Source organism: Mycobacterium sp. (assembly GCF_049683935.1).
Taxonomy (GTDB): Bacteria; Actinomycetota; Actinomycetes; order Mycobacteriales; family Mycobacteriaceae; genus Mycobacterium.
Genome location: NZ_JBAUJR010000343.1, coordinates 1 through 19785 on the forward strand (window position 1 = coordinate 1; position 19785 = coordinate 19785).

Sequence of the window (19785 nt, forward strand, 5' to 3'; positions counted from 1 at the left end):
CCCAGGCCGTCGCACCCAGGGCTCTGGCCCGGACGTCGTCGTAGCCGAGCGCCGGGCCACCGGCGACGATCGGCACTCCGCCGGCAGTGCTCGCCTCGATGAACCGCCGTGTCGCAGGCAGCGAACCCAGGACCGAGCAGCTCACCGCCACCGCCTCGGGCCCGTGGTCTTGGAGGTACTGGTTGAGTCGGGCCGGCGATGTCGCAGCTCCCAGGAGGATGCTGTCCCATCCGTCTGCGCGCAGCGCGCAGTTGATGATCATGGCGGGCAACGCATGCCACTCCCGCTCTGCGCACGCGACCAGCACCCGACCGCGCGTCAGTGGGGAGCGTTGCACGTGCCGGGTGACCGCCTGGGTCGCGGCCACCGCGATGGGGGTGGCCGCGTGCTCCTCGGCGACTGTCCACTCGCCCCGTTGCCACCGGGTGCCCACGGTGCGCTGAGAGGCGGCGACGACGTCGGTGAGGATGGTGACCGGGTCCATGCCGTCGCCGAGCAGACGCTCCATGAGGGCTCTGGCCGCACCGGCATCGTCGGCGGCCAATACGGCCTCGTATGCCCGTGTGGGGGTGAGTTCCGGCTGGACCGGGTCTAGCGGCCGCAAGTGACCGCCAGCAACGCGATGTCATCGTGCGGTCCGGAGTCGACGTACTCAACGACGTCTTGTTCGATGGCTTCGCAGACGACATCCGCTGAGGCGCCTGCATATTCGGGTAGCAGAGCCATGAGTCGCTCCACCCCGTAGAGGCCGTCGGCTCCGCGAGCCTCCTCGACTCCGTCGGTGAACATCAGCATGGTGTCGCCGGGATGCAGCCGCAGCTCGTGGGTGCGGTAGTGCACGTCGGGAACCAATCCGCTTGCGGTGCCGAAGAGTTCGGGTTGCTCGACCTCTCCGGTGGAACGCAGGATGATCGGCGCCGGGTGGCCCGCGGTCGCGAGTTCGACGTCGGCGTGCGCCGCTGCGACCCGCAGGCGCGCGCAGAGCACCGTGACGAACTGATCTGTTTCGGACTCGTGCAGGACAGTGTTGAGTGCGCGAAGCAGCGAGGCGGGGTGGCCGTCAAAATGTGCAGCGGTACGGATGCTCTGGCGGGTGCGCCCGGTCAGCGCGGCCGCCTCGACGCCCTTTCCGCAGACATCACCCAGCGTGAGCAACCAGTCACTGCCCGTCGCGATGACGTCGTAGAAGTCGCCACCGATGTCGAGATGCTCTGCGGCGGGGCGGTATCGAGCCGCGAGCCGGATGTTGTCGATATCGGGCAGCGACGGAGGGCGCAGCGCGCGGGAGAGCACGGCCGCGATCTGCGCGCGCTCCTCGTACAGTCGGGCCGAGTCCAGCGCGACGGCCGCGCGCGGGGCGATACGTGTGGCGAGGGCGACGTCCTCGGCGTCGAATCCGCCGGTGCGGGACAACAACAGCACCCCGAGCGTGGCGCCGCGGGCGGACAGGCCGACTGCCATAAGTTGTGTCGGACCTGTCGCGATCACCTCTTCACGCAACTGCGGGTGCGGCAGAATCTGCACCAGGGGACCGTCGTCGGGTGTCGACACCACGGTGGTGAGCTCGGTGCTGCCGGTGCGCAGCAGCCGGTCCAGGCGGGTGCCTCTGACCGCGGAGTGCGAGATGACGTCGGTGAAACTCACCACGGTGCCGCCGCAGAGGAGCACGCCGCCGGTCCCCTCGTCGGGGAGGACCAACACCGCCCAGTCGGCGAGTTCTGGGCGAAGCAGAGTGAGGAAGCGCAGTGCTGTGCGGCGATGATTGAGCGAGCCGGTGAGGCCGAGTTCCACCTCTTCGGCCAGCTGCATGCGTGTGCGAACTGCACCTACCTCCGATCCGGCGGACCCGCGCCGCTCGACACCGGACACCACGGTAATTCCCGGCTCGGACATTCTGCACGTCGCCCGGTAATCGGTGATGCAGGTGCGCGTGCATCACCGATTCCGATAGCCTTCTAGATGTTGTCCGCCCTCGTGGCAACGTGCGTGGGTTCAGACTGCAGCCTCACCGAGTGTTCCGCGACCGTACCGACGGACGCCAATCATGAGATGAGTGCAGGGACGTGCAGCAATTCACTGAAGGTCAGGTCGACGGAGTCGACGTCGTCGCGGCTTCGGGTGCCGTCGACATGCTGACCGCGCCGCGGTTGCAAGAGCTCGTGACCGTGGTGCTCGCGCGCGAGCCCGCCTGCCTCGTCATCGATTTGACGCATGTCGATTTTCTCGGGTCGGCGGGCATGCAGGTGCTGATGACCACGCGGAACCGGCTCGGTCCGGGCACCAGATTCGCTGTCGTCGCCGATGGCCCCGCCACGGCCCGCCCGCTGAAGATCACCGGCATCACCGACTTCATCGAGATCTTCCCGACGCTGGACATCGCTTTGCAGAACGTCACCGCGGGGTCGGCGTCCCACGCGGTGGCCGACGGTGATGTTTGAATCCGTTGCGCCCCGGGAACATGAGCTTCGCAATTTGCGGCTCATACCGCGAACCGGACCGGACTCTTTCGGTTGCCGGGTGGAATCTGTAGGAAGGCGCGACTCATGGGTGACAACAATTCGGGTCCCGAGGAAGCCGTCAAGGGCGTCGTCGAGGGTGTGAAGGGCAAGGCCAAGGAGGTCGTCGGCGTCGTCACCGGTCGCGACGATCTGCAGCGCGAGGGCGAGGCCCAGCAGGACAAGGCCGACGCTCAACGCGAGGCCGCCAAGAAGGAGGCCGAAGCCGAGAGCGCGCGCGCCGCTGCCAAGGCGAACGAGGAACGGCAGAAGGCCGAGCAGTAGACCTAAGTCTGCGCGTCACCACCTCAGCGAACTCATCGCAGCAGGGCGCCCCGTCCGAACGCTCGTCGCGCAACCCACACGTTGTCGCGCCGATTCGGATGGGGCGCTTTGCTGCGTGTCGGGGTGTGATTTGGCGCTCACTTCGAAACCCGATGTTAAGAAAACATTGTTGACGCGTTTTCCTCCCAGTCGCCAAGTCCTGTTGCCTGGCGCGCTTCTTCGCTGTTCCGCGACTGTTTTGGAATTGCCGACACAACATAACAACCTGATAACGAAGAATTTCCTAAGCGCTACCTGAGAGGGTGAGACAGGGCGGCGGATTTGAGCGCATTCGTCATCTCTGGAAGCGAATTTCCGTCGCTACACTCGTTCCGAGTCGCGCTCACACGGGCGCACGGACACTGAATCTAGGCCCGGCGCAGGACATGCCGGCGGAGGTACCGCGACACGATGGCAAACAAATTGGTGCCCATGGGGCACGCGATGCTGGACGGCAGTACTGCTACAGGTGTGACTGACGAGGCTCTCGTGGATGGTGACGTCGTCTTCGACCGCCACATCACGGTGGGCCGCGGCCCGATCGGTGACATCGCCGCCAGCGGTGACGGCATCGTCGTCGTCAACTCCGGCGACGACTCACTGTCGCTCACCGACGCCGCGGCAGGGGCGGTCGGTGAGGCCGTGGCCCTCGCGGGCGAACCGACCGCTGTCGTCACGTCTGACGACCGCGCGTACGTCATCACCGGTTCGGCGAGTCAGGACGTGCTCTCGATCATCGACGTGGACAGCAGGGCCGTCGTCGGGTCCATTCCGCTTGCGTGCGGTGTGAGCGCACTGGCACTCAGCCCGGACGGCAAGCGGGTCTACGCGGGACACACTTCCCACGACCGCGTCGACGTCACCGTGATCGACGTCGTCACCGAGCGCGTCGGCACCATCACGATCGGCTCCGGCCCGGCCGCGAACCTTGATGCCCTCGCCGTGGATGCGACCGGCCGACGCCTCTACGCGGCTGTCACCGACGACCGCGGTAGTCAGTTGGTCGTCGTCGACGCCGAAACCTCGCGGGTGCAGAGTGTGGTCACGGTCGGCTCACCGATCCGCGACATCGCCTGCGCCGGCAGCACGGCCTACGTGCTGACCTCCGATCGGGCGATCGGCGGTGCGGTGCATGTCATCGAACTCTCGACCAACAAGGTGACCGACACGGTCCACGTCGGCGGCGCTCCCACCCAGTTGGTGATGAGTCCGGACCATGCCCGCGCGTACGTCGTCGACTACGACCGCGTGATCGTGCTGTGCACGCTGAGCCTCGAGATCGTCGACTCGGTGTCCGTCGGTGCGCGCCCGTCGTGCGTGGCGCTGGGCGCCGACGGAGCGCGGCTGTACGTCGCCGACTATTCCGGTGCGGTGAGCGTGTACACGGTGGCGTCGACCATCGAGATGCTGTACACCCAGTTCCTCGCCACCGACCCCATCGCCCTGAGCGTGCCCCGGGCACTGGAGCCGGTCACGGCGTAACCGCTGGGCACGGTCAGCGCCACTGATACCGGGTCTTGGGTCGACCGGCCTTGCCGTAGTCGGTGTTCCGGCTGACGGTGCCATCGTCGGCGAGGCGTTCGAGATAGCGCCACGCGGTCACCCGTGACACCCCTACCGTCCGGGCCACCTCATCGGCGGTCACCCCTTCCGCGGAATCCCGCACTGTGCGTGCGATCTCGTCATTCGTGCCCGAGGCCGCGCCCTTGGGTGCCGCGGCACGATCCGAGCTGACGCGCAATTCTGCCATCGCCCGATCGACCTCGGCCTGACTGGCGGCGTCTGTTCCCGCGGGTAGCGCGTCGCGGTAGCGCTGGTAGCGCTCGAGTCGATCCCGGAAGGCAGCGAAGGTGAAGGGCTTGAGGAGGTAGGCGAGCGCACCGTGTCCGACTGCGGCGCGCACCATTTCGAGATCCCGCTCCGAGGTGATCGTGATGATGTCAGGTGTGGGCCGTAGCCCGGCCAGCGCCGAGGCCAGCGAGATGCCACTGGCGTCGGGGAGGCCGATGTCGAGCAGGACCAGGTCGATCGGCGTCGGTGATGCTGCCGCCTCGGATGCCGCCCGCATCGCGTCGCGTGCGGTATGAGCGATGCCGGCCACCGAAAAGCCCGGTATGCGACCGAGATAGGTCTGATGAGCCTCAGCGATCAGCGGTTCGTCCTCGACGATCAGTACCGTGATCACGAATTCGCCACCGACACCGTCACGACCGATCCGTAGGTCACGTCAGCGGTCAGCACACCGCGGTGACGTTGGACCACCTGCGCGACCAATGCCAGGCCCAGCCCGTGCTGTTCGGTGTCGGTGCCCGACTTCGTCGAGTACCCGCGCTGCATAGCATTCTGAAAAGTATTGGTGTCCATGCCCTCTCCGCTGTCGGCCACCCGGATCAACAGCCCGTCTGCATCCTGGGTGACGGTGACCTCCACCCACGGATCCGCGCGGTCGCACGCATCCATCGCATTGTCGATCAGATTGCCGAGCACAGTGACCATCTCCTGTCCTGTCAGCAGCAGTTCGTCGGTGTCGGCGGGCAGGTGGGTGTCCTCGGTGACGGTCAACTCGATGCCACGTTCGTCGGCCTGTGCCGACTTCCCCAGCAGCAGCGCCACCAGCGCAGGCTCGCCCACGGCGTGGGACAGCCTGTCGACGAGCTGTTGGGACAGTTCGAGTTCGGCGGTGGCGAACTCGACAGCTTCCTCGGCGCGGCCCATCTCCACCATGGTCACGATGGTGTGCAGCTTGTTCGCGGCTTCGTGGGCCTGCGATCGCAGTGAGTCGGTGAGCACCTTGAGCGAGTTGAGTTCGCCGAGCGCGCCCTGCAATTCGGTCCGGTCCCGGATGGTGACCACCTCCGAGCCGGTGGCGTCCGCTCCGCCGGAGTTGTGGACGGGGGAGCGGTTGACCACCAGCACGCGTTCGTCGGTGACGTGGATCTCGTCGCGGGCGCCCGGGTTGTAGGTGCGCAGGAACTCCGGAAGGTCCGACTGTTCGACCTCACCCGGGGGCAGCGCCAACAGGCGTCGCGCTTCGTCGTTGACCAGAGCGATGCCGCTGCGATCGAGCACGACCAGCCCCTCGGACACCGAGTGCAGGATGGCGTCGTGGTGTTCGTACATCACCCGCAGCTCGTCAGGGCGCAACCCGTGCGTCTGCCTCAGCAGCCGGCGCCTGATCGCCCACACCCCGACGAACGAAATCGCCAGAGCGCCAAAGCCTACCGCCGCGATCACCGGCCACTGTGCGCGCCATCGGTCGGCCAGGCTGCGCTGCAGGATCCCCGCCGACACCACTCCCACGATGTCGCCCGCGGAGTTGCGCACCGGGGCCACCGCGCGGATCGAGGAACCGAGCGTGCCAGTGTACACCTCGGTGAACGTCTCACCGCGCAGCGCCGGCTCGATGGTGCCGAGATAGTCGCCACCGATCTGGGTCGGGTCGGTGTGGGTGAATCGGGTCCGATCCGGCGCCATGATCGTGATGAATGCGATGTCGGTGTGCGCGCGTACCGCCTCGGTGACCGGTTGCAGGATCTCGGTGGCACGGCCGGTCTCGATGGCCTCTGCTGTGGACGGCGAATCGGCCAGGGCGGAGGCGATTCCCAACACCTGCCCCTCGGCTGCCACGTCGCCGTCCTGACGCGCGTCGATCAGGGCGAGTGCGCTTCCGGCGGCCACGATCAGTGCGATCACCAGGATCTGCAGCGCGATCGCCTGGCCGGCCAGCGACCGCGGCCACGCCGGGCGGCGCAGCGGCGATCGAGTCTGTCGCATTCTCTTCCGGCCTCCGTGGATGAACGTAATGCACTATTAACTGACCTACAGCGGGCGGTCGCTTTTGTGGTGTGAACAGCAGGTTTGTTGGTCACAGTTCAAGATAATACCAGAGCACGGTGTGTGCGAGTAAGATAATAAGCATGTCTGACCAGCGAGAACAGTTAGCTGACATGCTGCCGTCATGGGTGCTGGCGTTGCGGGCCGCGCACAAGTCGCCCGCCACGGTCGACCAGTACGAAATCTCGATCCGCGTATTCCTGCGATGGTGCGACGAGACCGGCACGCCCACGGTGCTGGACCGCCGCACCGTGACCGCGTTTCTGGCGTCGCTGCCCTCATCGGGCACAGCCTACGTCCGACAGGTTGCGCTCAAACAGTTTTCGCGTTGGCTGGTCAGTGAGGGGGAACTCGACGCTGACCAGTTGACCGGGTTGACGCTGCCGAAGGTGACACCCTCACCGGCCAACCCGCTCACCGATGACGAACTGGCCGCACTGTTCAAAGCCTGCCACGGCAACACGTTCCGTGACCGCCGCGACGAGGCGATGGCTCGCGTGCTTGCGGAAACCGGGTTGCGTGCCAGCGAACTGCTCGGTCTCGGCGTTGACGACGTTGACCTGACTCGCGGCATAGCGTTGATCCGGCGCGGGAAAGGTGGGCGCGGTCGAACCGTTCCTTTCGGGCCGAAAACCGCTCACAGCATCGACCGCTATCTGCGGGCGCGACGGACACACAAAGCGCCGCAGATGTGGCTCTCCGAAGCGGGCAAGCCGCTGGCGTATGCCGGGGCGAACAGAGCACTCCGTAAACGTGCTGCCGACGCCGGGATAACCCGCTTCCATCTGCACCTGTTGCGCCACACGTTCGCGTCACGCTGGCTGGCCGCTGAGGGCACCGAGGGCGGGTTGATGGCGGTCGCCGGGTGGCGTCGCCGCGAGATGCTGGACCGCTACGTCGCGGCCACCGCGTCCGACCGCGCCGCCGCCGAAGCTAAACGGCTCGGTCTCGGCGAACTGTAGAGAAAGTACGGCGCTCGACCAACTTTTTTGCCAGTAGCTGAGTTGAGTCAAATGACTCACCAGGAAAACGGATTTGCCTAGCGATGAGCAACGATGAGCAACGATGAGCAGCGAAACACCCATCACGGTATGTTTGCGTACCAATTGCTGACATCTGTTTTGGGCGCGCAAAATGGTTGCAGTTCATGGACATTCACAAATCTAGGGCGTAGCTTGGCGTACAGCAGGCGAGACTGACCCTCTCGCCGACGTGAAGATTGGAGCTTCACGGGGCACCCGTCCCGCGTCGGAGGTCACGAAAAACGCAGTGCTCGAAAGGAACTGTGCCCGTGACACGTCCGAAACTTACCCCATCACAACGTCATCAACGCGCCAAAATCGCTGCCAACACACGATGGGCTGGCGTCGCTGACCGTGAGGCGCGACTGGCCGTCACCCAAGCTGGTCGCGACGCCGCAGAAGCGCGGTTCGTTGACATGGTCGACCCTCAACGCAAACTGTCGGAAGGCGAACGCGCCAAGGCTGTCCGCAACGCCAAAACTGCCTACTTCACCCAGTTGGCGTTTCGCCGGTCCCGCAACCGGCAGGCACAGATGACCGCCGAGCAGATCGACGGGGAAGCATCGTGAGCGGTCGAATCACCGACGTGTCGGACAGCAACCCGACCGGAATCACCGACTACGACATCCACGAATGGGCCAAACAGCCTGAGTGGCAGCAGATCACGCAGCTGATAAACCGAATGGCGTTGCGCAGCAGTGAAGACCAGTCTGTCGCCGTTCCCGCGCGCTACCGGAGGCGCGGTCAAGATTTCCTCGCGCAGTCCCTCTCCCACCTGGCACGCGGCATCGGATACATGGACTGCTGCCAGCAGTGTGGACGCGCAACCGGATGGATGAGCGACACCGCGACCGCGCCGTATCGAGTTGAGGTCAGCGACGGTAAGTGGTTGCACGGAACCTATCGCTGCGCTGCCGGTCACGAATGGACCTGCGGCTACGCACTGGCTTTCGGGGCGTTCACCTGCTGACCGCACACCCCTACCCCAACCCCCACAAACAGACGCTCACCCCCGGGAGAGAGACCCGGGGGTGAGCAGTGTTCACAGAAAGGTTGTCGATGAGCGACGACGACAAGTCTACGCCGAAAAAATCGGACCGCCGACCGTGGGAGACACAGCCGCACGTCGACGGTGAGGCTGCCACCGAGAAGGCGCTAGCGGCAGCGGCTACACAATCGCCGGTCCCCAAGCGGTCGGACCGCCTGCCGTGGGAGACACAGCCGCACGTCGACGGTGAGGCTGCCACCGGGAAGGCGCTAGCGGCAGCGGCTACACAATCGCCGGTCCCCAAGCCCCGCAAACTCGCCTGGGAAACCGAACCATGGGTGGACCACCAGGGGGCGCAGAAACAGGCGATTACTGCCGCCCAACCGCCCGCTGTAGACCCCAACAGTGCTGTGGTGCAGTCATATGCCCGGAAAGCGTTTGACGACGAGATAGGGTTCGTCACGAACGCGCTGTCCGGTGGTCGCAACGACACCCTTTTCAAGGCAGCCGCCAACCTGTTCGAACTGGTCTATGCCGGTGCGCTGGACGAGACGGAAGTTGTTGCCGCCCTGCGCGACGCCTGCCACACCAACAGGTACATCCCCGACGACGGCGAGTCAGCGTTCGACAAGACGCTGGCGCAGGCACAACGCCGTGGCCGGGACAACCCGCGTGACCTGTCCAACGTGGGCACCCGTGCCCGTGCCGGGGATGTGTACGCCGACGACGACGAACCGAAACCGTTGGTGTTCGACGACTTCCGCCGTCTGGAGCGCGGATTCTGGCTGGAACGTGACAGTCTGCAACACGTCTACCTGGGTGCTCTGTCGCGGATGTGCTCGCCGTGGGCGGTGCTGGCCAATTGCGCGGCAAGGGCTTTAGCGCAGGTCCGACCGCACGTCACGCTGCCCCCTGTGATCGGCGGTCCCGGCTCGCTGAACTGGTTCGCCGCTGTCGCCGCCCACTCAGGTGGGGGTAAGTCGGCGTCCGAGGACGCGGCAACCGACCTGGTGAAGATGGAAGCCGCTGTGCGGGAACGCAATTTGGGCAGTGGCGAAGGGTTGCTCGACGCCTACGTGAGACCGCCCGACAAAGAATCCGACTACCCCGGCGGGATGCACGAGTCGGTGATGTTCACCGCCGACGAAGGCGACATTTTGCAGGCACTCGGATCACGTAAAGGCTCAACACTTCCCGGCACGCTGCGCAGCGCGTTCACGGGAAAGACTGTGGGGTTTTCGTACCGCACCAATGATCGGCACCTCGACGCGCGCACCTATCGCCTCACGCTGGTTGTCAACATTCAACCCGCCAAAGCCGGTGTGCTGCTCGACGACACGACGGGCGGATTGTTGCAGCGTTTCATGTGGTTTCCCGGCAGCGACCCGCGCGTCGACTCACAAAATCCGCCGTGGCCGGGGCAACTGACACTGCCGTCACCTCAAGCGTGGCTGTACCCGTGCGAGCTGACCATTCCCTACGAGGCGGTCGAACTGATCAGGGACGGCGTCGTGGCACGCAACCGGGGTGAGGCCAACCCGCTTGACGGGCACGCACTGCACGCCCGGGAAAAATTCGCGTTCGCACTCGCCGTGCTGGACGGTCGCGCCGTGATGAACTCCGATGATTGGCGACTGGCCGGTGTCGCGATGAAAGTGTCCGACTTTGTGCGCCGCTGGGTGACACAAGAACTGGAGCGGGCGCAAGCCGACGACGCCGCCCGTGAAGGCCGCACAATGGGGCAGCGACGGTTCGCCGCCGACACCGAGCAGACGCGGCAAAGCGTCCGGCGACGCGACCAAATTCGACGCCGCATCGGTCGGCTGATCGTGGAGAAACTGACCGCCACCGGAAACACCGGACTCACCGAGGGTGCGCTGAAACAGATGTTTCGCGGCGAAGAACGCACTGCCGTGGTGGACACGCTGAAATGGCTTGCCGAGCACGACAAAGTCACCATGATCGACCGGGCACCCAAAGACGGAACCGACCGGTGGGCGGCACTGCCGTAGCTAACAGGACAAGACCAGGACACCAGGACAGCCCGCTGTCCTGTCCTGCCCAAAAAGTTAGGCAACCCTAAAGAACGCGAAACATCTCTACCAGGCAATCTAGATAAGCTAACTATTCATCTTCGTAGTACGCGTGAGGAATTCTGGGAAGAGACCCAAAACTTGTCCTGGTCTTGTCCTGGTTGTCCTGGTCCCAGCTAAGCGAACACGCCCGACCCACGCGACCCACATGCCAACCCTGCGAGCCATGGTGCGCCGGTTCTGGTTGGTCGTCGTCGGCTTCCCCGCCCGGCGCTGGCACGCCCGCTCCCGCCCCCAGCTCGACGCTGTCGGTCGAAAACCCGCCCGGTCGATAGATGCAGCGGCGATTACGCGTCGCGGCGCAGAACGCGATCCAGAGGTATTTTCGATGGGGTGGGTTCACACACCGAACGTTGGAGTTGACGATGGCTCGAAACGCAGAAGAGTACCGGGAGTTTCTTCGCCGCATGCGTCTTGAGGAACTTGCCCGGGCACGCCGAGTCGACGCAGAGCGGCGACGGCGCGCGATCATCGAGACCCAAAAGCAAGAGGCGCAGCGCAACTTCAACCGCCGGGTCCAATGGGGTTGGGCCGAAATCGCACGGCGAGAGCAGGAGAGGCAGCGACAGTCCAGGCCGAACTCGCCGGTCACTCCCATGCAGCTCCCGCGCAACAGTCGCGTTCGGTAGCGGGCGAGTTCTGGTGAGGACCACACCGCTGACCGAGGTCGACCGGCAGCGTCAGCGCATCCGACTTGTCGCCCGGCAGATCGAGACCGCCCTTGCACACCGGCCCGGTTCTGTTCCCCCGTGGTCGCCGTGGAGTCCGTTGCAGGTGTGCGACAGATTGGGCGCGGGTCCGGTCCTGCTGGCCGACGCCGGGCAGCTCGACGCCATCGAAGCGTTCGCCCGGCTGTGGCTCGCCCTGCTGCCCGAATCCGAGGGCGCGTACTGGTCAGACCCCGACGACACACCGCCGCCCGCTGTTGAGAGGTAGACCATGTTCAAAGTGTTGAAGCCGTGCATCGTGCCCCAGCCCAACGGCACCGCCCGCTCGTACCGCAGACACGGTGAAGTGATCGACGTGCCCAACGCTGACGACGCCGACCGACTCATCAAAGGCGGCTTCATCGCCCACGTCACCGACTGACGTGCCCCATCTCCGACACGTCCAACGGCAGCGACCGACGCACATCAGCGGTGCCACGCCTGCCAGTGTCACCAATGCCGACCGGGCGCAACGCGTCGCCCGTGCCATCGTCGCCGACGCCAAACGCGGTGCAGCCATGAGCACCAACGTCGAACAACACCTAGCAGGTGTCGGGTCGATCCAGCTGAAAACCGTTGTGCTGCAACTATTCCACGCACTCGCGGAAACGTATGCGGCCCAACGGAACAGCGCCGGTGACTGAACGTCCGCCGACCCCCGCTGTCCCGCAACGCATCCCCGTGCACCCGGGGTAGGGTGTCACGCGTGACCCGCCGTCCTGAGCCGCAACGCCCCGCGCGGGTCTTTACGCCTGCTCAGAAAAAGCAACAATACCTGAGCCGGAAACCGCTGCCAGGCAACGACTCCCGAGCACCGGCCGGCGATGCCAACCACGCTGCACCGCAACGGGTTCCGCGCCGTGCCGATCACGTCCAGCAAACTCGCCGAGGGTGCCTGACGCTGGTACAGTGGTCGCCATGAGCGCAGGCAGGCAACGGGTCTGGTGGGACGGCGTCTCCTGCGAGGTCGTGACCGAACATGACATTCTGCTGGCCGGTCTGGGTGCGCGACTCGACGAGGCCCGCGCCATTCTGCGCGCAGTGGTCGACGAGGCGAGACAAGTGGTGCGGGACGCTGCCGAATCCGGAATGTCGGATCGCGCCATCGCCGCGACCGTGGGCGTTCACCGCGCCACCGTGAAGGCGTGGAAAACGTCGCCGCCCAACAGTGTTGCCGACGCCCGATGACCGTCCAGACCGGCGAAACCAGCGCCCGCGACCTGGCCAGCCAACGGCTTATGCTGGCCCGCACGGTTGCCCGTCAAGCCGCTGAGACGGCGGTGCGTGCCCGCCGGTTCGCTGTGCAGGCCGCACGGGATGCCAGCCGCGCCGGGTTCACGCCCGACGAGATCGCCCGCGTCCTGCGGGTCAGTAACGGCACCGTCGCGCGATGGATCGCCTGACCTCCCCGGCCTGTCGGGCCGCGTGTCGCGTCTGTCGGAATGTCGTGGCAGGCGCGGACGTTGACAGGTACAGTGGATTTCCAGAAGCTCACAGTTCGCGGAAATGGTGCGCTGAAAGTTGCGGCCTCACGGCCCCGACCGACCGGCCCGCCCGAGTACCCGATATTTCTGGTGAGTTCTGATTCCCGTTGCCTCCCAACAGTTCCCGCGTCATGCGGGAAGCGTTGGGCTAGAACTGATTCCACACCATTAGGAGAACCCGTGAAGTTCGCCGCTGAAGAGTTGCGCGCCATGAACGCGCATGAAGCCGTTGGTCGGCTCGCCGAAGTCGACCTCAAAATCGGATCCCTCGAAAGTAAGCACCGTCGAAGCGAATCCGATGAGGCGGAGATCGATGACCTGCGTGGTCAGCACCGGCAGCTGGAAAACCATCTTGGTCGTCTCCGGTTCGCCGAGGCGCAGCGTACCGGCGACCCCCGGTACGCGGTTGAAGGCACAGACGGCGGTGTCCGCCGCCTGGACGGCACAGTGGTCCGCGAACCGGCGCACCGCGACGACCAGCCCAGCGACCAGTTGAGCGGCCTACGGTCCACCGCGCTGCGCCGACTCGACGGCTGCACCCGCGACGGCACAATGGCTGCCGACGCCGCGACCATCTACGAGAAGTTGATCGGCACCGGCAGCACGACCGAGCGCACATGGATGGCCCGCTATATCGACGCCGCTGGATCGCCTGACTACCTGTCTGCGTTCGCCAAAAAGTTGGCCGATCCCGAAGGTGCCCGCGACAGGTTCAGCAACGCCGAGGTGGCGGCGGTGCGGAAAGTGCATGAAGTCAACGAAACCCGCGCCATGTCGCTCACCGACTCTGCGGGTGGGTTCACGGTTCCGGCCCAGCTGGACCCGGCTATCCTGTTGTCCAGCAACGGATTTATCAACCCGATCCGCGAAATGGCAAGGGTGGTACAGGTTACCGGCGACGTGTGGCACGGCGTGACCAGCGCCGGGGCGTCAAGCCGTTGGGCGGCTGAAGCTTCCGAAGCCAACGATGACTCGCCCACCCTGGCGCAACCGGCAATCCCGGTACACCGGGGTGACTGCTTCGTGCCGTACAGCGTCGAAATCGAAGGTGACGGTGCAGGGTTCGTCACCGAGATCAGCCGGGTGATGATCGAAGCCATCGACGACCTGTGGGCGACAGCGTTTGTCACCGGCGACGGATCTGGTGAGCCACTAGGGTTTGTGACCGCGTTGGTCGCGGCGGGCGGCTCCGTCATCGTGTCCGGCGACGGGTCGGAGGCGCTGGCCAACGGTGACCCGGTGAAAATGCAGAATGCGCTTCCCCCTAGGGCGCAAGCCAATTCGGCGTGGGCCATGAACCTGTCCACCCTCAACACGCTGCGACTGGCCGAGACAAGCAACGGTAGTTTATTGTACCCGTCGCTGCACAACGACACGCCAACACTGCTGGGCCGCAGAGTGTTTGAGATCTCCACCATGGATGGCGTAGTGAACGCCGCCGCGACGGAAGCCAACTACCTGATCGCCCTGGGAGATTGGTCGCGGTTCGTGATCGCGGACCGGGTGGGCACGCGGGTCGAGATCGTGAGCCACCTGGTCGGCGCAAACCGACGTCCCACCGGCCAGCGCGGGTTCTACGCTTGGTTCCGCACTGGCAGTGGGGTTTTGACGCCCAACAGCTTCCGGTTGCTGAACGTGCCGACCGCCGCATAGACGTGGGAAGCCGTTGCCGTAGGGCCTGATTGAACCCATATGCGGCAACGGTTTCCGGCTCTCGCGAGCTACGCCGACAGCTCGCGGTCGAGTCACCGCCGTCCCGGTCTGGGGGTCCGTATGCATCCCTCCAGGCCGGGGCGACGGTCACCCTTGAAACGTCGCCGCCCGCGCCGGGTTCCTATCCCCCGGCGCGGGTGTGCGACCTCAAACATTTTGGGGAAGAACGTGAACCGAGCAGAAGTGCTGGCCCGGCAGATCGCTGGTCAGCGTATCGACGTGTTCGATGAACGCTGCGGTCACTGCCACCGGCCCAGCGTGTATTCGCGAGAAACCGACCGATACAGCCACGTTGACGGCAGCGACAACATACCGTGTTGGGTGGCAATCACATCCGGCCAGCCAGCATTGGAACATGTTGTGAGTCAATGTGACTCACCAACCCGTCGCCGTGCGCATTGCGCCGCGTGACAACCCGACCGTAACCCTGTTGAAAGGTGAACCCATTGTGGCGCAACGCCGAAAGTACATCACGATTCTGGAAGCCGCCGAGTATCTGGGCGTGACCAAGCGAACCATTCGCACGATGATCGCCGATGGGCGTCTCAAAGCCTATCGGTCCGGTCATCGCCTGGTGAGGCTCGACCTCGCCGACGTGGACGCGGTGCTCAAGCCGTTCGGCGGTGCCGTGAGCGACTAAGCGCGCATTCCACGTGCCTCACAGTTTCCACACAAACGGCGTCCCATCGTGGGCGGCGTCCAACGATCAGCGCATGGACATCAACGCAGTCATCACCCTGTTCGCCGTGTTGGGTCTCGGATGCGCGGTCGGCGGTTTCTGGCCACCGGTGCGCTGAGGGCACGCCCATCGCGGCTCTGCCGCGTCGAACGTCGTCGACCATGCGCACACACGCGGACAGGTCGGTTGGTCAGCCAGGCGCGCGCTGAGCGCTGGGAATCGTCGTCACAGCGCCAGCAGGCGCACCACCTCGGCGTCATCCAGGTCGTCCACGTCGACAAACGGGTAGCGGTCAGCGACACGCTGCCGCATCAAGATCAGAATATGGTCGCGGCGCTGCTCGGGGAGGTCCGGCCAGGTCTCCATGGGTGACCATGGTACGCCGGTGAAACACGTTGGTACAGATTGTGTTTCGTCCGATATCCGGCATTGCATTCCGAAAACCGGAATACTCGTCCACCACGGTGCCGTCTATCGGGAGGGCACTGGGGATTTTTCCCAATCGGCTTAGCCGATGGCGTTTGCCAGGTCAGATAATGCGCAGCACGGTGTGCATAGTTTCCGCTGCTCAAATGCTCGAAAGCACGGCGCAAACTTGAACACAATGCACTAATACGTGACCTGGCTCACGGTCTCGCTGAACATCCTTACAGACCACAACGCCAACCCGAGCCTGGAGGAACCGCTATGACGACCACGATGGACAAACCGCCGGAGGCGGAGGCGCCCAAGCGCCGCGACCGTACCCACTGGCTCTACATCGCGGTGATCATCGCGGTGGTCGCCGGTGTCGGGGTCGGCATTTTCGCGCCAGAGGTCGGCAAGAGCGTCGGTGTGCTGGGCACCATGTTCGTCGCGCTGATCAAGATGATGATCGCCCCGGTCATCTTCTGCACGATCGTGTTGGGCATCGGGTCGGTACGCAAGGCCGCGACCGTCGGCAAGGTCGGCGGTCTGGCCTTCGTGTACTTCCTGGTGATGTCCACCTTCGCGCTGGCCATCGGCCTGGTCGTGGGAAACCTGCTGCACCCCGGCAGCGGCTTGAACCTCACCGAGAGTTCGGGCAAGGGCGCCGAACTGGCCGAGAAGGCCCACGAATCCGGTGGTCTGCTCGACTTCGTCCAGGGGATCATCCCGACGTCGCTGTTCTCGGCGCTCACCGAGGGCAGCGTGCTGCAGGCACTGTTCGTCGCTCTGCTGGTCGGTTTTGCGCTGCAGGGCCTGGGCTCTGCCGGTGAGCCGATCCTGCGCGGTATCGAGCACCTGCAGAGGCTGGTGTTCAAGGTGCTCGTCATGATCCTGTGGCTGGCCCCGATCGGTGCATTCGGTGCGATCGCCAACGTCGTCGGCCAGACCGGTTGGGCCGCGGTCGGGCAGCTGATGGCGCTGATGCTCGGCTTCTATCTGACCTGCACGATCTTCGTGTTCGGGGTGCTCGGATCCCTGCTGCGGGTCGTCTCGGGCGTGTCCATCTTCAAGCTGGTGCGCTACCTGGCCCGCGAATACCTGCTCATCGTCTCGACGTCCTCGTCGGAGTCGGCGCTACCCCGCCTGATCGCCAAGATGGAGCACCTCGGTGTCGATCGCTCCACCGTCGGCGTCGTGGTCCCCACCGGTTACTCGTTCAACCTGGACGGTACTGCGATCTACCTGACGATGGCGTCGCTGTTCATCGCCGGCGCCCTCGGTGACCCGTTGACCGTCAGCGAGCAGATCGGCCTGCTGGTGTTCATGATCGTCGCCTCCAAGGGGGCCGCGGGAGTCACCGGAGCCGGACTGGCCACGCTGGCCGGCGGGCTGCAGGCGCACCGGCCCGACCTGCTCGACGGCGTCGGCCTGATCGTCGGCATCGACCGCTTCATGTCCGAGGCGCGGGCATTGACCAACTTCTCCGGCAACGCGGTGGCCACGCTCCTGGTGGGGTCGTGGACCAAGACCATCGACAAGGACAAGGTGAACAACGTTCTGGCGGGTCAGGATCCGTTCGACGAACTCACCATGCTGGACAGCGATCACGGCTCACGCGCTGACGAGCCGCCGCAGGCGAAGGTCCCTGCGACGGTGTAGAGCGCGTCTCCCGCCGAGAGTACGGTTTCTGACGATTTCAGCTCGAAATCCGTCAGAAACCGTACTTTCGGTCTTTCAGCCGGTGCAGTCCAGCGAGACCGAGATCGTCTGGCGGACCACCACTTCGATCACACCCCGGCCGCCGTCATGGCGACCGTGTCCGTCGTCGTCGATGAACTCGGTCTGCTGCTGGGGATTGCGGATGTCGGTGACGACGCACTCACCGATCGGCTTGCTGCCGATCCGGTCGATGTTGACGTAGTAACCGGCCAGTTCGAGCTGTTCGATGACTTCCCAAGGGTTCTGCTGATCGGCTGCGGCCGGACCGGCCGGGCCGTATACGGCGCCGAGTAGAGCGGCGAGTACCCATGCTGTGCGCATGCCGCGCCTCCGTCTACCCCGGCCCACTCCTCATATCGCCGGTATCGGGTGAGACGTTTCGCGGTCGACAACTACTCTCAGCGTTCGGCGCGCTGGTAGGCGGTGACGACGGCGGCGCCGCCCAGCCCGATGTTGTGCTGCAGCGCCGCGGTGACACCGTCGACCTGACGCTTGTCGGCGGTACCGCGCAATTGCCAGGTCAGCTCACTGCACTGCGCCAGGCCCGTCGCGCCGAGGGGGTGGCCCTTGGAGATCAGCCCGCCGGACGGATTGACGACCCACCGGCCGCCGTAGGTGGTGTCATTGTCGTCGATCAGCTTGGGCGCCTCACCCGGCCCGCACAGTCCGAGCGCTTCGTAGAGCAACAGCTCGTTGGCCGAGAAGCAGTCGTGCAGTTCGATCACCTGGAAGTCCTCGGGACCCAGCCCGGACTGCTGGTAAACCTGTTGGGAGGCTTGAACATTCATATCGTGGCCGATGACGTTCGCGGCGCTGCCGTCGAAGGTCGACGCGAAGTCGGTGGTCATCGCCTGTCCGACGATTTCGACTGCCTGCCCGGCCAGGTCGTGTTCGGTGACGTAGTCCTCACTGACAAGCACCACCGCCGCGGACCCGTCCGAGGTCGGCGAGCACTGCAGCTTGGTCAGCGGGTCGGAGATCATCTTGGCGCCGAGGATGTCGTCGAGGGTGTACTCGTCCTGGAACTGTGCGTACGGATTGTTCACCGAATGCTTGTGGTTCTTGTGGCCGATCTTCGCAAAATGCTCAGCGGTGGTGCCGTACTTCTTCATGTGCTCGCGGCCGGCGGCGCCGAACATCCACGGCGCCACCGGAAACTGCATCTCATCGATCTCGTTGAGCGCCAAGATGTGTCGCTTCATCGGCGACTCGCGGTCATCGGCTCCACCGCCCAGCGAGCCCGGCTGCATCTTCTCGAAGCCCAGAGCGAGCACACAGTCCGCCAAGCCGCCGCGAATGGCCTGGGCGCCGAGGTACAGCGCCGTCGATCCGGTCGAACAGTTGTTGTTGACGTTGACGATCGGGATGCCCGTCATCCCGAGTTCGTAGAGCGCCCGTTGTCCCGACGTCGAATCGCCCGAGCAGTACCCGACGTAGCCCTGCTGGATCTCGCTGTAGTCGATGCCGGCGTCCTGCAACGCCTTGGTGCCCGATTCGTTGGCCATCTGGGGGTAGTCCCAGCCCTCGCGTCGACCCGGCTTCTCGAATTTCGTCATGCCGACGCCGACGACGAACACTCGATTTCTGGCGTTGCCCATGGGTGTCCCCTACCTTCGCTGCTCTGCGGTCCATCACCGTACCGCGCCAGATCAGCCGTACTGCAGCCACCAGTTGTGCAGCTCCTCGAGGTCCGGCCCCTGGGCGTCGGCGAGCAACAGGTTCTCGTCGTTGGTCCAGACGACGTCGGGTCTGTCGTTGTAGGTGCCGCAGGCGATCTGGCCGGCAACTTGATCGGGGGTCTCGGTGTAGTGCCATGTCGTCGGGGAGTCGACACCGCTTCCCGGGCACTCCAACAACTCGGAGTTCACCCTGACGGCTTCGCCGAAGCCTGCGTCGAGTGCGGATGGGTCCCCGAACAGCGAGTACCTGGTGCTCTGCGGGCCGCCCGGAGTGGTTGCCGGACCGCAGTCCACCGTGGCCAGTGCCGTGCCGGCCGGGGGACTGATCGGCTCGCAGTTCGAGCTGTCGTGGCCGGCCGACAACAGCGCCATCAACTGGCCGTCGTAGGAGGCGGTCGGCGGTGGCGGTGCTGCGGTGGTGGTCCTGGTGCGACGGGTCGGTTCACTGGAGGTGGTGGGCCCCGACGGGCTACTGGTGGGGGTGGCCATCGGTTGAGGTGCCGCGTCGTCCGGCTTGAGCATCCACCAGATGCCGAGTCCGCTCACGGCGACGACGAACACGGCTGCCACCGAGAGGAGCACGATCAGTGGGGCTTTGGAACCGCCGCTGCCAGGTGGCGGGGGCGGCGGACCCCAACCC

Annotated in this window: 22 protein-coding genes and 1 pseudogene; 15 read left to right on the forward strand and 8 right to left on the reverse strand. The window is 65.2% G+C overall.

Annotation, left to right across the window (positions count from 1 at the left end; genetic code table 11):
- Together WA965_RS19870 and WA965_RS19875 are read right to left on the reverse strand one after the other, a co-directional pair.
- Window positions 1-544 (reverse strand): cobalamin B12-binding domain-containing protein (locus WA965_RS19870; RefSeq protein WP_526447999.1); only part of this gene is annotated, 544 nt, incomplete at its 3' end.
- Window positions 545-591: 47 nt separating this feature from the next.
- The gene (locus tag WA965_RS19875; RefSeq protein ID WP_526301950.1) at window positions 592-1809 is read right to left on the reverse strand and encodes a PP2C family protein-serine/threonine phosphatase; all 1218 of its coding nucleotides are present in this window, start codon (window positions 1807-1809) and stop codon (window positions 592-594) included.
- Window positions 1810-2063: 254 nt separating this feature from the next.
- On the opposite strand from WA965_RS19875, the gene WA965_RS19880 reads away from it, so the two are divergent.
- From WA965_RS19880 to WA965_RS19890, 3 genes are all read left to right on the forward strand, one after another.
- Entirely contained in the window at window positions 2064-2438 is a 375-nt protein-coding gene (locus WA965_RS19880; RefSeq protein WP_526301952.1) for an STAS domain-containing protein, read from the forward strand.
- A 105-nt stretch (window positions 2439-2543) separates the two neighbouring features.
- On the forward strand, window positions 2544-2780 hold the full coding sequence (gene mbp1, locus WA965_RS19885; RefSeq protein WP_526301954.1) for a microaggregate-binding protein 1: 237 nt from the start codon (window positions 2544-2546) through the stop codon (window positions 2778-2780).
- 510 nt (window positions 2781-3290) lie between these two features.
- Window positions 3291-4301 (forward strand): MmpL3/TtfA transport complex stabilizer, encoded by a 1011-nt coding sequence (locus tag WA965_RS19890; RefSeq protein ID WP_526301956.1) that lies wholly within the window; start codon window positions 3291-3293, stop codon window positions 4299-4301.
- Window positions 4302-4314: 13 nt separating this feature from the next.
- Here WA965_RS19890 and WA965_RS19895 read toward each other — a convergent pair whose 3' ends face one another.
- Both WA965_RS19895 and WA965_RS19900 read right to left on the reverse strand, forming a co-directional pair.
- On the reverse strand, window positions 4315-5004 hold the full coding sequence (locus WA965_RS19895; protein ID WP_526301958.1) for a response regulator: 690 nt from the start codon (window positions 5002-5004) through the stop codon (window positions 4315-4317).
- On the reverse strand, window positions 5001-6593 hold the full coding sequence (locus WA965_RS19900) for an ATP-binding protein (protein ID WP_526301960.1): 1593 nt from the start codon (window positions 6591-6593) through the stop codon (window positions 5001-5003). Before WA965_RS19900 ends, WA965_RS19895 begins: the two co-directional genes overlap by 4 nt.
- A gap of 143 nt (window positions 6594-6736) precedes the next feature.
- On the opposite strand from WA965_RS19900, the gene WA965_RS19905 reads away from it, so the two are divergent.
- The 11 genes from WA965_RS19905 (at window position 6737) to WA965_RS19955 (ending at window position 15300) form a co-directional block, all read left to right on the forward strand.
- Window positions 6737-7615, forward strand: a complete 879-nt coding sequence (locus WA965_RS19905) for a site-specific integrase (RefSeq protein WP_526301962.1) — start codon at window positions 6737-6739, stop codon at window positions 7613-7615.
- A gap of 476 nt (window positions 7616-8091) precedes the next feature.
- Entirely contained in the window at window positions 8092-8244 is a 153-nt protein-coding gene (locus WA965_RS19910; protein WP_526301964.1) for a hypothetical protein, read from the forward strand.
- Entirely contained in the window at window positions 8241-8645 is a 405-nt protein-coding gene (locus tag WA965_RS19915) for a hypothetical protein (RefSeq protein ID WP_526301966.1), read from the forward strand. Before WA965_RS19910 ends, WA965_RS19915 begins: the two co-directional genes overlap by 4 nt.
- Before the next feature lie 89 nt (window positions 8646-8734).
- On the forward strand, window positions 8735-10675 hold the full coding sequence (locus WA965_RS19920; protein ID WP_526301968.1) for a DUF3987 domain-containing protein: 1941 nt from the start codon (window positions 8735-8737) through the stop codon (window positions 10673-10675).
- Window positions 10676-11398: 723 nt separating this feature from the next.
- Window positions 11399-11692, forward strand: a complete 294-nt coding sequence (locus WA965_RS19925) for a hypothetical protein (RefSeq protein WP_526301970.1) — start codon at window positions 11399-11401, stop codon at window positions 11690-11692.
- Between the two features lie 3 nt (window positions 11693-11695).
- On the forward strand, window positions 11696-11845 hold the full coding sequence (locus WA965_RS19930; protein ID WP_526301972.1) for a hypothetical protein: 150 nt from the start codon (window positions 11696-11698) through the stop codon (window positions 11843-11845).
- A gap of 1 nt (window position 11846) precedes the next feature.
- A complete protein-coding gene (locus tag WA965_RS19935) occupies window positions 11847-12107 on the forward strand; it encodes a hypothetical protein (RefSeq protein ID WP_526301974.1) in 261 nt (86 codons plus the stop codon).
- A 274-nt stretch (window positions 12108-12381) separates the two neighbouring features.
- Window positions 12382-12651, forward strand: a complete 270-nt coding sequence (locus WA965_RS19940; protein WP_526301976.1) for a helix-turn-helix domain-containing protein — start codon at window positions 12382-12384, stop codon at window positions 12649-12651.
- Complete coding sequence (locus WA965_RS19945) at window positions 12648-12866, forward strand: helix-turn-helix domain-containing protein (protein ID WP_526301978.1); 219 nt, start codon at window positions 12648-12650, stop codon at window positions 12864-12866. Before WA965_RS19940 ends, WA965_RS19945 begins: the two co-directional genes overlap by 4 nt.
- Window positions 12867-13127: 261 nt before the next feature.
- Entirely contained in the window at window positions 13128-14600 is a 1473-nt protein-coding gene (locus WA965_RS19950; RefSeq protein WP_526301980.1) for a phage major capsid protein, read from the forward strand.
- Window positions 14601-15105: 505 nt separating this feature from the next.
- Complete coding sequence (locus WA965_RS19955) at window positions 15106-15300, forward strand: excisionase family DNA-binding protein (protein ID WP_526302018.1); 195 nt, start codon at window positions 15106-15108, stop codon at window positions 15298-15300.
- A 264-nt stretch (window positions 15301-15564) separates the two neighbouring features.
- Here WA965_RS19955 and WA965_RS19960 read toward each other — a convergent pair whose 3' ends face one another.
- Window positions 15565-15705, reverse strand: coding sequence for a hypothetical protein (locus WA965_RS19960; RefSeq protein WP_526301982.1), 141 nt, complete (start codon window positions 15703-15705; stop codon window positions 15565-15567).
- Between the two features lie 321 nt (window positions 15706-16026).
- Here WA965_RS19960 and WA965_RS19965 point away from each other — a divergent pair, with 321 nt between their 5' ends.
- Window positions 16027-17406, forward strand: coding sequence for a dicarboxylate/amino acid:cation symporter (locus tag WA965_RS19965; RefSeq protein ID WP_526301984.1), 1380 nt, complete (start codon window positions 16027-16029; stop codon window positions 17404-17406).
- A 75-nt stretch (window positions 17407-17481) separates the two neighbouring features.
- On the opposite strand, the gene WA965_RS19970 is transcribed toward WA965_RS19965, so the two are convergent.
- From WA965_RS19970 to WA965_RS19980, 3 genes and pseudogenes are all read right to left on the reverse strand, one after another.
- The gene (locus WA965_RS19970; protein ID WP_526301986.1) at window positions 17482-17787 is read right to left on the reverse strand and encodes a hypothetical protein; all 306 of its coding nucleotides are present in this window, start codon (window positions 17785-17787) and stop codon (window positions 17482-17484) included.
- 77 nt (window positions 17788-17864) lie between these two features.
- The gene (locus tag WA965_RS19975) at window positions 17865-19064 is read right to left on the reverse strand and encodes a thiolase family protein (protein ID WP_526301988.1); all 1200 of its coding nucleotides are present in this window, start codon (window positions 19062-19064) and stop codon (window positions 17865-17867) included.
- Window positions 19065-19115: 51 nt separating this feature from the next.
- Window positions 19116-19785: pseudogene (locus WA965_RS19980) on the reverse strand (serine/threonine-protein kinase); the annotation flags it as partial.